This is a genomic window from Lysobacter soli (assembly GCF_009755585.1).
Lineage (GTDB): Bacteria > Pseudomonadota > Gammaproteobacteria > Xanthomonadales > Xanthomonadaceae > Lysobacter_J > Lysobacter_J soli.
Genome location: NZ_CP046603.1, coordinates 1384870 through 1399045, shown reverse-complemented (window position 1 = coordinate 1399045; position 14176 = coordinate 1384870). Strand labels below are relative to the sequence as shown.

Here is a 14176-nt window from a genome sequence, read left to right as displayed (position 1 = left end):
CGGGCCCCTCCTTCCTTCCCCGCGATGGAGTGCCCATGAAGCCAGCTCGTGCTTTTCCTGTCGTGTTCCTCCCCGTCATGCTGATGGCCGGCGTCGTCGCGCTGTCCGCCTGCAATCGCGACACGCCGACCAGCCAGGCGCCGACGCCGACGGCCGCCGCGCCAGTGGCGCAGTTCGACGCCACGCTCAATGTCGTGAACAACAACGGCACCGTCCGCTACGACGGCGTCGTCGGTACCGATGCCGCGCGCCAGTCCGTCGAAACCGCGCTTCGTGGCGCCTACGGCCGCGTCTCCGGCGACCTCAAGGTCGATCCCGGCGCACGGCCCGCGCCCTGGCAGGACGGCCTGCCGGAATTCCTGAAGACCTTCAACCAGCCGGGCGCCGCCGTCTCGTTCGAAGGCCGCCGCATCGAGCTCCACGGCCACGCCAGCGAGGACGACCGCAAGGCCCTGCTCGCGCGCGCCGAGCTGCTCTATCCCGGCTACGCCTACACGGGTCTGTTCCAGGGCGTGGGCGATGGCGCGCAGGGCGAAGCGGTTTCCGCCGTACTCGCGGCCGTGAAGCCCGGAACGTCGGGCGCGCCGCTGGTGAAGGCGCTCAACGAGGCCGTGACGCAGACGCCGATCCGCTTCGAGCCCGGCAGCGCGCGCGTGGCGCCCGACAGCCTGGCGTTGCTCAGCAAGGCCGCGCAGGTGATCCAGGCGTCCGGCGACGCCACGCGGCTGCAGATTGCCGGCCCCGCCGCCGACGATCCGTCGCTCGCGCAGCAGCGCGCCGAGGCCATCAAGGTCCAGCTGATCGTCAACGGCGTCAGCCCCGCCGCGCTGGAAACCACCGCGCAGTCCGGCAACGGCGAAGCCGCGGCGTTCCGGTTGCTGTAAGCGGGCGCGACCGCGCCTAGTTCACTCCTGCCACCTCCACTGCCGCGCAGTGGAGGAATCGCCGTCTCAGCCAGTGAGACGGCAGGTTCAGGAATCCCGCGTGGAACCCGCTGAACCGTGCTCCACGCGGCATTTCGCGCGCCTTTGGATCCGGGCATTTGCCCCCATCTTCGCCTGTCGATACGCTCCCCTGTTCGCCCCGCGCTCCGCGACGGCGACCCTCCCCATACAGGCAACCGATGGCGCTGGATTACATCCGCATCCGCGGCGCGCGGACGCACAACCTCAAGAACATCGACCTCGACCTCCCCCGCGACAAGCTCATCGTGATCACGGGGCTGTCGGGATCGGGCAAGTCCTCGCTCGCGTTCGACACGATCTACGCCGAAGGCCAGCGTCGCTACGTCGAGTCGCTGTCGGCCTACGCGCGCCAGTTCCTCTCCGTGATGGAGAAGCCGGACGTCGACCACATCGAAGGTCTCTCGCCGGCGATCTCGATCGAACAGAAGTCGACCTCGCACAACCCGCGATCCACCGTCGGCACGATCACCGAGATCTACGACTACCTGCGCCTGCTCTACGCACGCGTGGGCACGCCGCGCTGCCCTGACCACGGTTACCCGCTGGAAGCGCAGACGGTCAGCCAGATGGTCGACCAGGTCGTCGCGCTTGGCGAAACCGAAGCCGGCCGCGAACAACGCTACATGCTGCTGGCGCCGGTGATCCGCGAGCGCAAGGGCGAGCACGCGCAGGTGTTCGAACAGCTGCGCGCGCAGGGCTTCGTGCGCGTGCGCGTGGACGGCGTGCTGCACGAGATCGATGCCGTGCCGCCGCTCGCGCTGCGCGTGAAGCACACCATCGAAGCGGTCGTGGACCGCTTCAAGCCGCGCGACGACATCAAGCAGCGTCTGGCCGAATCGTTCGAGACCGCGCTCAAGCTCGGCGACGGCATGGCGCAGGTCATGTCGCTCGACGACGCCGACGCGGCGCCGCTGCTGTTCTCGTCCAAGTACAGCTGCCCGGTGTGCGAATACTCGCTGCCGGAGCTGGAACCGCGCCTGTTCTCGTTCAACTCGCCGGTGGGCGCGTGCCCGACGTGCGACGGCCTGGGCGTGGCGCAGTTCTTCGATCCCTCGCGCGTGGTCGTGCATCCGGAGCTGTCGCTCTCGGCCGGCGCCGTGCGTGGCTGGGACCGTCGCAACGCCTATTACTTCCAGCTGATCCAGTCGCTGGCGCGCCACTACAAGTTCGACGTCGATGCGCCGTGGCAGTCGTTGCCGAAGAAGGCACGCGACGCGGTGCTGTTCGGCAGCGGCGATGAAACCATCAGCTTCACCTACCTCACCGAAGCCGGTGGCCGCAGCCAGCGCAAGCATCGCTTCGAAGGCATCGTGCCGAACCTGGAACGTCGCTACCGCGAGACCGAATCGGCCGCCGTGCGCGAGGAACTGGCCAAGTACATCAGCGAGCGCGCCTGCACCGATTGCGGCGGCGCGCGCCTGAACCGCGCCGCGCGCAGCGTGTTCGTCGACGAGTGTCCGCTGCCGGACATCGTCGTGATGCCGGTGGACGAGGCGCTGTCGTTCTTCAAGGCGCTCAACCTGCCCGGTTGGCGCGGCGAGATCGCCGTCAAGATCGTCAAGGAAATCGCCGACCGCCTGCGCTTCCTCGTCGATGTTGGCCTCGACTACCTCACGCTTGAGCGCAAGGCCGATTCGCTCTCGGGCGGTGAAGCGCAGCGCATCCGCCTGGCGTCGCAGATCGGCGCCGGCCTGGTCGGCGTGATGTACGTGCTCGACGAGCCGTCCATCGGCCTGCACCAGCGCGACAACGAACGCCTGCTCGGCACGCTCACGCGACTGCGCGACCTCGGCAACACCGTCATCGTGGTCGAACACGACGAGGACGCGATCCGCCTGGCCGATTACGTCGTCGACATCGGTCCCGGCGCCGGCGTGCACGGCGGCGAAGTGATCGCGCACGGCACGCTGGACGACCTGCTCAAGTCGCCGCGTTCGCTCACCGGCCAGTACCTGTCCGGCAAGCGCGGCATCGAAGTGCCGACGCGTCGCCACAAGCCCGACGCGAAGACCACCTTCCACCTGCGCGGCGCCACCGGCAACAACCTCAAGGACGTCGACCTGGCGATCCCGTCGGGGCTGTTCACGGCGATCACCGGCGTATCCGGCTCGGGCAAGTCGACGCTGATCAACGACACGCTGTTCGCGATCACCGCCAACGAGCTCAATGGCGCCTCGCATACGGCGGCGCCGTATCGCGAGTACGAGAACATCGAGCTGTGGGACAAGGTCGTCGACATCGATCAGTCGCCGATCGGCCGCACGCCGCGTTCGAACCCGGCCACGTACACCGGCCTGTTCACGCCGCTGCGCGAGCTGTACGCGCAGGTGCCCGAAGCGCGTGCGCGCGGCTATTCGCCGGGCCGCTTCAGCTTCAACGTGCGCGGCGGCCGCTGCGAGGCCTGCCAGGGCGACGGCCTGATCAAGGTCGAGATGCACTTCCTGCCCGACGTGTACGTGCCGTGCGACGTCTGCGGCGGCAAGCGCTACAACCGCGAGACGCTGGAGATCCTCTACAAGGGTTACAACATCAACGACGTGCTGGAGATGACCGTCGAGGATGCGCTGAACCTGTTCGAGAACATCCCGGCGATCTCGCGCAAGCTCGAAACGCTGATGGACGTGGGCCTGAGCTACATCAAGCTGGGCCAGAGCGCGACGACGCTGTCCGGCGGCGAGGCGCAGCGCGTGAAGCTGTCGAAGGAACTCTCGCGGCGCGACACCGGCCGCACGCTGTACATCCTCGACGAGCCGACCACGGGCCTGCACTTCCACGACATCGAACATCTGCTGACCGTGCTGCATCGCCTGCGCGACGACGGCAACACGGTGGTGGTGATCGAGCACAACCTCGACGTCATCAAGACGGCGGACTGGGTGATCGACCTGGGTCCGGAAGGCGGCCACCGTGGCGGTACGATCCTGGCCTGCGGCACGCCGGAAGAAATCGCCGCGCTGCCGCATTCGCACACCGGCCGCTTCCTCGCGCCGCTGCTGCAGGCCAAGCCGGAGGCGTCCGCGCGCAAGGCCAAGCCGGCCGCAGCCAAGGCCGGCGGCAAGGCCGCCTCGAAGACGGCAACGGCGAAGACCGCGGCGACCAGGACGGCCGCCGACAAGAAGAACAACACGAAGAAGAAGTCCGCCGCATGAGCGACGCCGCAACACCGAAGGCCCGCAAGACGCCTGCCCGACGGCGCAAGCCGGCGGCGAAGAAGACCACCGAAAGCGCGGCGCCTGCCGCTGCGCCCGCAACGCAGCCCGCCGAAGATAACGCCGCACCCGTCGCGCTGATCCGCGTCCCGCTGTCGGTACGCTGGCGCGACCTGGACGCGTTCAACCACGTCAACAACTCGAAGTACCTGAGCTACCTCGAGGAAGCGCGCCTGCGCTGGATGCTCGGCGTGCCGGGACAGGGGCTGGACGATCATGTCGCGCCCGTCGTCGCCGCTGCGCACCTCAACTATCGCCGCCCGATCGAATGGCCGGCGGAAGTTGACGTCGAACTGTTCGTGGAACGCCTGGGCAACACGAGCGTCAGCATCGGCCACCGCATCGTCGATGCGAAGGACGACACGGTGCTCTATTGCGATGGCAACGTCGTGATGGTGTGGATCGACCGCGGCACGGGACGTGCGGCGGAGCTGCCGGTGGCGGTGCGCGAGGCGTGTTCGTAGCGGCCTTTGGCGTCATTCCCGCGAAGGCGGGAATCCATCTATCAGACACTTCACGGCTGACGGATGTAGTGATGCACGCCGGCGTGGATTCCCGCCTTCGCGGGAATGACAGCTGAAAAAAACAGCGCCCCAAGCGCTGTTTTTTTGAGTGGCGCCGCGCGCCCTACTCGCCCGCCTTCTTCGCCGTGAATTCGCCCAGCGCCTTCCCGCCGTCCTTCAGCGTGAACTCGATGGCGACCTTGCTGCCCGGCTTCAGCGACGCACCCGGCTCCATCAGCATCAGGTGCAGGCCGCCGGGCTTGAACGTCGCCGACTCGCCCGGCGCCAGGCGCAGTTCCGGCACCGCGCGCATGCGGCTCACGCCGTCGACCACGCGTGTCTCGTGCATTTCGACTTCACCGAACGCCGCGCTGCTCGCGCCGGTGATCGTGAGCGGCTTCGCGCACGGATTCTCGATGCGGCCGAAGCCGGCCATCATCGGCATCGCGGCCGGCGGCAGGCGCACCCAGCCGTCGACGACCTTCAGGGTGCAATCCGCAGCGGAAGCGGCGGACGATGCCGCCATCGTGAGGGCCAGCAGGCCGAGTCGAATCGTGGTCGCGTTCATGGGCCTATGATACCCGCGACCCTCCGCGCGGTTTTGACGCCGCCCGGCGCCGTTCACGCAGCGCTGCATCGGCAGCGCCACCGCCAGGAATACGCACGCAATGAGCCTAGTCGAAACCCATTCCGCCGACGGCATCGTCGAACTCCGCCTGGCGCGCGCGCCGGTCAACGCGCTCAATCCGCAACTGTGCAACGACCTGGTCGACGCACTGGCGAAGGCCGTCGACGACGGCGCGCAGGGGATCGTGCTTGGCGGCGGCGCAAAGGTGTTTTCCGCGGGTCTCGACGTGCCGCACCTGCTCTCGCTCGGCGACGACCGCGATGCGCTCATGGCTGCGTGGGAGACCTTCTTCCACGCCGCGCGCGCCCTCGCCGAATGCCCGGTGCCGGTCGTCGCGGCCATCGGCGGCCACGCGCCCGCCGGCGGCTGCGTGCTCGCGCTGTGCTGCGATTACCGCGTCATGGCGCGCAGCGAAGATCCCGCGAAGCCCTTCCGCATCGGCCTCAACGAAACGCAGGTCGGGCTGGTCGTGCCGGTCGGCATCCTGAAGCTGATGCAGCGCGTGGTGGGCACGCATCGCGCCGAGCGCCTGGTCGTCGCGGGCGACATGGTCGAAGCCGAGCGCGCCGAACGCGTTGGCCTGGTCGACGAACTCGTGCCGCTCGACCAGGTGAACGCCCGTGCACGCGAATGGCTTGCGCAGCTGCTGAAGCTGCCGCAGCCGGTGATGCGCCAGACCCGTGCGATCGCGCGCGCGGACCTGGTCGCCGCGATGCAGCCGGAACAGATCCAGCTGCCGAAGTTCATCGCGGCGTGGAGCGATCCTTCGACGCAGGCCGCGCTGAAGGCGCTGGTGGCGAAGCTGGGCAAGTAGGCGCCGCAGCTACGCCGACCTCTTGCGACGTCACAGCATCCAGATTTCCACGCGCTCGTTGCGATAGCGCGCGCCCGGTGCTCCGGCTGCCGCCAGCGGCACCTGTGCGCCGACGCCGCGCGCGTGCAGTACCGGCAAGCCGCGCGCCATCAACTCGTGCGCGACGAGGTCGGCGCGATCGTTGCTGGTCATCGTCGCGGCAACCGAACTGCCGGCCGTGTCGGCGAATCCGACCACCAGCAATCGGCGGCCGCGGTTCACCGGCAACTGCATGAAGGCGACGATACGGTCGATGTCGCGCACGGCGCGGCTGTCGTACACGCTCGCCGCCACGCCGCTTTCGTTGTTGCCGGTGAGGTTGAAGCGCAGGCTCAGCGGCAATCGCGTGGCCTTGCCGACGAGATCGCGGTAATCCTTCGGCCCGACCAGCGTCGGCGGCGCATAGCCCGGACGCAGCGTCACCGCGAAATGCCCGGCGCGCGCGACTGCGTCCTGCCCGCGCTGGCCCACCGTGTACAGCGCGAAGCTGCGGCTGAGCGCGCCCATCATCTGGCTGCCGTAGAGATAGAAACGACGCGCGAGCGGATAGTCCTCGCTCTGCACGGCCAGCCGCGTCGGCGCGACCGCGCGGCCTCCATCGGACAACGCAAGCGGACGCACGCTCGCGCCCCACGGCTGGCGCAGGGTGACGAAACCGATCGCGCCGGGATCCTTCGCGATGGAGCGCACCAGCGATGCGCCATCGGCGTGCAACGATGCGGGCGCATACGGCGAGCCCTGCATCACGCGTTCGTCGATGAGATCACGCGCGGAGTTGGCGCCGGCGACCATGTGCAGGTGGATCGCGCCGCGGCCGCCGAATTCGCGCCAGTCGCGCGCCTGCCCCGACAGCACGCGACGCAGCTGCGCGAAACCGAGCTGCGCCAAAGGGTTGTCGCGATGCACGACGACAGCCGCACCGTCCAGCGCCATCGCGAATTCCTGGTCGTGCGAAGCCAGATCGCCAAGCTGCCAGCCCGCGTCGAGTTCGTCCGCGTTCGGCCGGCGCGTCATCATCGCGATGTGCGCGTTGCCATCGACGATGTCCTGGAAACCCTGCGCGGAACTGCTCGCCTGGATCTCCACGATCAGCGGCATGCCGTCGCGCTGGGCGTGGATTTCGGTCAGCGTCGGACTCGGCTGCGTGCGCCGGATGTCCTGGTAACCGATGTCGTGCAGCCACGACTCCGCCACGGCCGGCACCAGCCGCGCGGCCATCGTCTGCGATCCATGGATGCGGACGCGTTCTGCGTCCACCTGTGCGTGCGCGGCCGACACTGCGACCGACAACACCATTGCAACCAACCAACCCGCGATGCGTGACATGGCGCACGCCCCCTGTGCGAAATCGCGCAAGGATCCGGGATGCGTGTGACGCGCAGATTACGTGTTACGCACTTCTGAAACGCGTGGTGCGAACGGACGGTTCGGGTATATCAGGCGCCGCGCGCGACCGGTCGCGAAGGATCGTCGATCCAGCCGCTCCACGACCCCGTCGACAAACGCGCGCCTTCATAGCCCGCATGTTCCAGCGCGAGCAGCAGGTGGCAGGCCGTGACGCCCGAACCGCACATCGCCACGACATCGCTCGCGTCGCGGCCCTGCAACAGTTCGGCGAATTCGCGTGCGAGTTCCTCCGACGGACGAAAGCGCCCGTCGCGCATCGTCTGCGCATACGGACGATTGCGCGCACCTGGCACATGGCCGGCGACGCGGTCGATGGGTTCGACCTCGCCACGGAAGCGCTCGGCCGCACGCGCGTCGAGCAGCACGCCGCCTGCATCCACGTGCGCCCGCACCTGCGTCGAATCGAGCAGCCGGCTTTCATCGAACGTCGCCGGATACGGCGGCGTCGGCGTGGCGACGGGCATGTCGGCTTCGACCGGCAATCCGAGCGACTGCCAGCGCTGCAGCCCGCCGTCGAGCACGGCGACGCGCCGGTGACCCAGCGCGCGCAGCAGGAACCACATGCGTGCGGCGGCGAGCGCGCCATCGGCCGCGTCGTACACGACGACCTGATGCTGCGGCGTCACGCCCCATCGGCCGAGTGCGGCGGTGAAATCCTGCAGCTCCGGCCACGGATGGCGCCCGGCATGCTGCTTGCGGTGATCGGACAGGTCGCGATCCAGATGCGCATAGAACGCGCCGGGGATGTGCGCGACACGATGCGCCGCTTCGCCTGCTTCGGGTTCGGCGAGACTATGGCGCGTGTCGAAGACGATGACGTCGTCGCGACCCAGCGCGGCAGCCAGTTCTTCGGCCGACACCAGCGTGGTCCAGTTCGGGGTCGCGTCGCTCATCGGATCGCCTCCAGGCGTTGGCGCAGGTTGTAGAGCATCGAGGCGGTCGCCCCCCAGATGCGCTGCGCGGGATAGCGGTACTCGAACACTTCGCGCGGACGGCCACGGAAATCCAGCGTGTGCGTGGCCAGGTTGGCCGGATCGAGCAGGAACGCGAGCGGCACTTCGAACACGTCGGCCACTTCGTTCGGATCGGGATGCGCGACGTAATCGCTGGCGAGCAGCGCGACGACCGGCTGCACGCGGTAACCGGTGATCGTGGCCAGCGGATCGAGGAAGCCCAGCGGATGGATCTGCCGCGCGCCGACGCCGATTTCCTCGCGCGTCTCGCGCAGCGCGGCGGCGACGGCGTCGCTGTCGTCCGGTTCGATGCGGCCGCCGGGGAAACTCACCTGCCCCGCGTGCTGGCGCAGCGCATCGGTGCGACGCGTGAGCAGCACGTGCGTGCCTTCCTCGCGCGGAACCAGGCCGACCAGCACCGCGGCTTCGATGCTTACCGCGTCGTTAGGCACCAGGTCGTGCAGCTCGGCGAGGTTCCAGCCCGGACCGGGCGGCGGATCTGTGAGTGGATGCAGCGCCGAGGCGAGGCCGGGCCAGTCGGTCAATGCGGACGTGGCGGCCATCCGGTTCACCGGCGGCGCGTCTCGCGTTCGGGCAGCACGGTTTCCATCAGGCGCAGGCGCTCGTCGTCGTTCATCTGCGACCAGCGTGCGATTTCCGCGGTGGTGCGATGGCAACCGGTGCACAGGCCATCGTCGTCGAGCGAGCAGATGCCGATGCAGGGGCTGAGCACGGCGCGGAAAAAGGTATTCATGGATCGACCAACGTAAGGCGGACGTGCCTGGGATTCAACCGGCGCGGGCGTCGTAAACGCGTCGTGATGCGCTGGCGCCGGATTTTGGTTGCTCATAAAAACGTCGAGCCGGCGGGGCCGGCTCGACGTGGTGACTTCGTTGAACGTGGCGATTGCGGGTTCACAATCCCCTGCCATCGCGCATAGCGCGATGGCGTTCGGTCGCGCGCGAACCAGTGGTTCGCAAGCAGCGCGTCCTCACCCCCGCTTTCGCGGGGATGACGGTTCGGCAAAGCCGCTCGCGCTATGCGCGAGCGGGCCGAAACGTTACTTCACGCTGACGAGCTTGACTTCGAACTGCACGGCGACGTTCGGCGGGAACGGCGTACGCGGGTCGGCGCCATAGGCCTTGTCCGACGGCAGCGTGATTTCCCACTTCGAACCGGCCGGCATCTGCAGCAGCGCTTCGCGCATGGCCGGCATCTCGATGTCGCTGACCTTGATCGACGGGATCTGCTGCGCCGGACGGGCCTGCTGGGGACGCTCGCCCCAGGCGTAGGGACCGGCGACTTCCAGCTGCACGGTGCTGGCCTGCGTCGGCTTGGCGCCCGAGCCCTTCTCGATCTCGCGGTACTGCACGCCGCTCGGCAGCGACTTCACGCCGGCCTTGGACTTGTTGGCGGCGATGAACTGGTCGCTCTTGGTCTTGTTCTCGGCGGCAGCCTTGTCCCACGCGGCCTTCGCCTTGGTCTGCTGGCGCTGCTGCATGTTCTGCACGGCAGTGCGCAGCTGATCGACCGGCACCGACGGCTGCTTCTTGCCGTAGCCGTCCTGCAGGCCCTTGATGATGGTGTTGACGTCGACCTGCTCGCCGCTTTCGATGGCGTTGCGGCCCAGGTCGTAACCGAGCGCGTAGCTCAGCTTGCCCTGCTCGGTCGAAGTGTTCTGCGCGGCGGCAGTGCCGGTCAGGGCCAGGGCCGCGACGGCGGCAGCGATCAAACGCAACTTCATTCGAATGAATCTCCGTAATGGATCGGGGCGGGACTACCGCTCCTTAGTGATAAGGCCCGCACCGGTCGAATGGACCCGGATGGACGCGCTAGGATACCGGCGCCAGTACTTAATCGCCACTGACGCCGAACGGCTCAGACAGCGTCTCCCGGGCGAAGTTCCGGGCCCGATGCAGCGCGATTCCCGCCACTTTCGCAGCCTCCTGGACCCGCCGCCTCCATGTCCGAAACGCCCGTCCTCACCGCCGACCGCGGCGCCGTCCGCGTCGTCACCGTCAACCGCCCCGACAAGCTGAATGCGCTCAACGCCGCCACGCTGGACGCCCTGGTGGCGGCGTTCGAAGCCGCCGCAGCCGATCCGTCGGTCCGCTGCGTGGTCCTGACCGGCGCCGGCCCCAAGGCCTTCGTCGCCGGGGCGGATATCGCGGAGATGAACGGGCTGCCCGCGGTCCAGGGCCGCGACTTCTCGCTGCGCGGCCAGAAGCTGATGCGCCGGGTGGAAAAAATGCCCAAGCCGGTGATCGGCATGATCAACGGGTTCGCCCTCGGTGGCGGGCTGGAACTGGCGATGGGCTGCCACCTGCGCATCGCGGCCGACACGGCCAAGGTCGGCCAGCCGGAGATCAACCTCGGGCTGATCCCCGGCTTCGGCGGCACGCAGCGCCTGCTGCGCCTGGCCGGCCGTGCGGCGACGCTGGAACTGTGCCTGGTCGGCGCGCCGATCGACGCCGCCCGTGCGCGCGAGCTCGGCATCGTCAATCGCGTCGTGCCGGCGGCGGAGCTGGAGGCCGAGACGATGAAGCTCGCCGAGCAGATCGCGAACTCCGCGCCGCTCGCGCTGCGTGGCGTGCTCGACTGCGTCAACGTCGGCGGCGAATGCGGCATCGAAGAAGGCCTGGAATACGAGACGGCGCAGTTCGGCCTGATGTTCGCCACGCAGGACATGCGCGAAGGCACCAGCGCGTTCCTCGAACGCCGCAAGCCGAACTTCAGCGGCCGGTGATGCACGACGCGTCGAGCGCCTGCGTGTGCGGTTGCGATGATCCGCGCGGCGCCGCGGCGCACGCGGTCAACGCCGCGTTGCGCGTGGACGACGTGGACGGCGCGATCGAAGCGGGGCTTCTCGATCGCGATGTCGAATGCACGCACTGCAGCGACGAATGCCGCGCGCGCCTGCACGACGCGCGTGCTGCACGCGTTGCTGCATTGGCCGCGCGCGAACGCTATCGCGCACGCGTTGCACGAGTCGAACGCCGTGCACGCGAGCGCGCGGAGAAGCGCGTGTCGCCGCCGGTCACCGCGGTAGTGACGCCCACGCCCTCCGCCCTGCCCTCGGCCGCCGCCGCCGCGCTCGCACGTGCGCGCGAGAAGGCCGCGCAACGCCACAAGCCATGACGCCTGTCGCATCGAAGAAGAAAACCGCCACGAAGAAGGCCGCGCCGAAGAAGGTCGTGACCAGGCGCGCCCGGCGCGGCAGCCGCCTGTCCGCCGAGGAAATCGAGACGATGTTCGCGCGGTTGAAGGCGCTCAATCCGGCGCCGAAAACCGAACTCGAATACGCGACGCCGTACGAGTTGCTGGTGGCGGTGACGCTGTCGGCGCAGGCGACCGATGTCGGCGTCAACAAGGCCACGCGCAAGCTGTTTCCGGTCGCAAACACGCCGCAGAAAATCGCGAAGCTCGGCGTCGAAGGCCTCAAGCCGTACATCTCGACGATCGGCCTGTACAACACCAAGGCCGCCAATGTCGTCGCGATGGCGCAGCAGTTGATCGAACACCATGGCGGCGAGGTGCCGCGCGACCGCGACGCGCTCGAGGCGCTGCCGGGGGTCGGGCGCAAGACGGCGAACGTCGTCCTCAATACCGCGTTCGGCGAGCCGACGATGGCGGTGGACACGCACATCTTCCGCGTCGCCAACCGCACCGGCCTTGCGCCGGGCAAGACCGTGCGCGCAGTCGAGGACGGCCTGCTGAAGGTCGTTCCGCCCGAGTACCTGCACGACGCCCACCACTGGCTGATCCTGCACGGCCGCTACGTGTGCAAGGCGCGCAGGCCAGATTGCCCGCATTGCGCGATCCGCGACATCTGCCGCTACCCGGACAAGACGCCGGGCGAGCCGGATCCTGTTCGCGGTTGAGCGGTTGAGCCCCTCTCCCACCGGGAGAGGGGTTGGGGGTGAGAAGGCGCTGCTTGCGAACCACTGGTTCGCGCGCCTTCGAACGCCCGAACGCTATGCGTTCGGGCCGGAGAGGGGCAACGAAGCCTCAGCGGCGCAGATCCTGGTTCCGCGCAACGCTACTGGGTTTCGGACGGCGAAAGTCCAGGTGGATTCCAGCTTTCGCTGGAATGACGGTGAGGTGTGGAACCGCTCATGGAGTTCCCACGCGCCCCGTGCCTGGGTCCCGGCCTTCGCCGGGATGACGCTATTTCATTGCATCGCATGGGTATCGGCGCCCGCCAGTTCACATACCGCGCCGCCCGTCGCCACTCGCGTCATCCCCGCGTCATCGCAGCGAAATAAGTCAGCGCTGTCACATTTACGCAACTTTCACGACCTAGCCTGCGCAGCGTCTTCTCACTACGCCCCAAGGGCTACGTCCATGAAACTGTCCCGCAGCACCCTGTCCGTCGCGCTGCTCGCCGCCCTCGTCGCGCCGGCCGCGCATGCCGAAATCGCGCTCGACGTGATCGGCAACTCTGAAGTGTCCTTCGAAGGCCTGGTCCAGGCCGACTACAACTACTTCGACAGCGACTTCGCCGACCTCAACGCCGGTGGCGACGGCCTCGACGGCCGCGACAGCGACAACGAACTGCGCCGCGCCGAGCTGGTGCTCAAGGGCAAGGGCCCGGGCAACTTCGAGTGGGTGGTCGGTTACGACGCGAAGGCCGACAAGTGGCTGGACGTCAACGCCAAGTACAAGATCCGCGGCGATTCGAACCACTACTTCCAGCTGGGCCAGTTCAAGCAGCCCAACAGCATGGAAGAGCTGTCCTCGACCAAGAACAACGACTTCATCGCCAAGGCGCTGGTCACCAACACCTTCGGCGTCGCCCGTCGTCTCGGCGGCCAGTACCGCTACGGCGCCAACGACTGGGGCGTGACCGCCAGCTACTTCACGCGCGAGCTCACCGAGCATCCGGCTCCGACGCCGCACGGCCCGGGCTACGGCCTGCGCGGCAACTGGGCGCCGATCAACGAGAAGGGCAACATCTTCCACCTGGGCCTGTCGTACGTTGACTACGACACCTTCCAGGACACGGTCCGCCTGCGCGCCCGTCCGGGCGCCGACCTCGCCGGCACCCGCCTGGTCGACACCGGCAATATGACCAACACCGACCGCCAGAAGACCGTCGGCGCCGAAGCGATGTACGTCACCGGCCCGGTCAAGCTGCAGGGCGAGTACATGCAGACGAAGGTGGAGCGCTACAACAACGGCAATCCGCGCCAGTCGCACAACTTCGACGGCAACAGCTGGTACGTCAGCGGCCTGTGGAACATCACCGGCGAGACCTGGGGCTACAAGGAAGGCACGCCGACCACCCCGCTGCCCGACGAACCCGCCAGCGGCATGTGGCAGGTCGGCGCACGCTTTGATTCGATCGACCTGGACGACGGCATCGTCATCGCGCCGACCTCGCCGACCGCCGCCGCGGCCGTCGACGGCGTGCTCGGTGGCCAGATGGACACGTGGACCGTCGGCGTGAACTGGTACTGGCGTTCGAACTTCAAGTTCATGCTGAACTACGTGATGGTCGACAGCTCCAAGTTCATGGCGCGCACTCCGACCACCGGCCTGGTCAACCCGGCCGACCAGAACCAGCTCGTCAACCGCAAGGTCGACGACAACCCGAACATCTTCGAAGCCCGCATGCAGTTCTACTGGTAATCGACGCTTCAAAGGTTCCAGCTCCCT

The 14176-nt window shown here is 68.0% G+C and carries 12 protein-coding genes and 1 pseudogene; 8 read left to right on the top strand and 5 right to left on the bottom strand.

Annotated elements, in window-relative coordinates; translation table 11 throughout:
* Positions 1–35: 35 nt before the first annotated feature.
* The 3 genes from GOY17_RS06420 (at position 36) to GOY17_RS06410 (ending at position 4638) form a co-directional block, all read left to right on the top strand.
* A complete protein-coding gene (locus GOY17_RS06420) occupies positions 36–884 on the top strand; it encodes an OmpA family protein (RefSeq protein WP_157029752.1) in 849 nt (282 codons plus the stop codon).
* A gap of 239 nt (positions 885–1123) precedes the next feature.
* Positions 1124–4114 (top strand): excinuclease ABC subunit UvrA, encoded by a 2991-nt coding sequence (gene uvrA, locus GOY17_RS06415; protein ID WP_157029751.1) that lies wholly within the window; start codon positions 1124–1126, stop codon positions 4112–4114.
* Positions 4111–4638, top strand: coding sequence for an acyl-CoA thioesterase (locus tag GOY17_RS06410; protein ID WP_157029750.1), 528 nt, complete (start codon positions 4111–4113; stop codon positions 4636–4638). Before uvrA ends, GOY17_RS06410 begins: the two co-directional genes overlap by 4 nt.
* Positions 4639–4801: 163 nt before the next feature.
* Here the strand turns inward: GOY17_RS06410 and GOY17_RS06405 are convergent, their stop codons facing one another.
* Positions 4802–5245, bottom strand: a complete 444-nt coding sequence (locus GOY17_RS06405) for a copper chaperone PCu(A)C (RefSeq protein ID WP_157029749.1) — start codon at positions 5243–5245, stop codon at positions 4802–4804.
* A 100-nt stretch (positions 5246–5345) separates the two neighbouring features.
* Here GOY17_RS06405 and GOY17_RS06400 point away from each other — a divergent pair, with 100 nt between their 5' ends.
* Positions 5346–6119, top strand: coding sequence for an enoyl-CoA hydratase/isomerase family protein (locus tag GOY17_RS06400; RefSeq protein WP_157029748.1), 774 nt, complete (start codon positions 5346–5348; stop codon positions 6117–6119).
* A 30-nt stretch (positions 6120–6149) separates the two neighbouring features.
* Here the strand turns inward: GOY17_RS06400 and GOY17_RS06395 are convergent, their stop codons facing one another.
* From GOY17_RS06395 to GOY17_RS06380, 4 genes and pseudogenes are all read right to left on the bottom strand, one after another.
* Positions 6150–7484: a substrate-binding domain-containing protein gene (locus GOY17_RS06395; RefSeq protein ID WP_157029747.1), complete on the bottom strand. Its 1335-nt coding sequence runs from the start codon at positions 7482–7484 to the stop codon at positions 6150–6152.
* Between the two features lie 110 nt (positions 7485–7594).
* The gene (locus tag GOY17_RS06390) at positions 7595–8458 is read right to left on the bottom strand and encodes a sulfurtransferase (protein ID WP_157029746.1); all 864 of its coding nucleotides are present in this window, start codon (positions 8456–8458) and stop codon (positions 7595–7597) included.
* Positions 8455–9272: pseudogene (locus tag GOY17_RS06385) on the bottom strand (CoA pyrophosphatase). The gene GOY17_RS06390 and the pseudogene GOY17_RS06385 overlap by 4 nt, the downstream one beginning before the upstream one ends.
* 306 nt (positions 9273–9578) lie before the next feature.
* Positions 9579–10262: an FKBP-type peptidyl-prolyl cis-trans isomerase N-terminal domain-containing protein gene (locus GOY17_RS06380; RefSeq protein ID WP_115840795.1), complete on the bottom strand. Its 684-nt coding sequence runs from the start codon at positions 10260–10262 to the stop codon at positions 9579–9581.
* Between the two features lie 219 nt (positions 10263–10481).
* Between GOY17_RS06380 and GOY17_RS06375 the strand changes: the two genes are divergently transcribed.
* The 4 genes from GOY17_RS06375 to GOY17_RS06360 all read left to right on the top strand — a co-directional run bounded on the left by GOY17_RS06375 (position 10482) and on the right by GOY17_RS06360 (position 14149).
* Entirely contained in the window at positions 10482–11264 is a 783-nt protein-coding gene (locus GOY17_RS06375; RefSeq protein ID WP_157029745.1) for an enoyl-CoA hydratase/isomerase family protein, read from the top strand.
* On the top strand, positions 11264–11656 hold the full coding sequence (locus GOY17_RS06370; RefSeq protein WP_157029744.1) for a hypothetical protein: 393 nt from the start codon (positions 11264–11266) through the stop codon (positions 11654–11656). Before GOY17_RS06375 ends, GOY17_RS06370 begins: the two co-directional genes overlap by 1 nt.
* A gap of 110 nt (positions 11657–11766) precedes the next feature.
* Complete coding sequence (gene nth, locus GOY17_RS06365) at positions 11767–12399, top strand: endonuclease III (RefSeq protein ID WP_396617524.1); 633 nt, start codon at positions 11767–11769, stop codon at positions 12397–12399.
* A 463-nt stretch (positions 12400–12862) separates the two neighbouring features.
* On the top strand, positions 12863–14149 hold the full coding sequence (locus GOY17_RS06360) for an OprO/OprP family phosphate-selective porin (RefSeq protein ID WP_157029742.1): 1287 nt from the start codon (positions 12863–12865) through the stop codon (positions 14147–14149).
* The last annotated feature ends 27 nt before the right edge of the window (positions 14150–14176 follow it).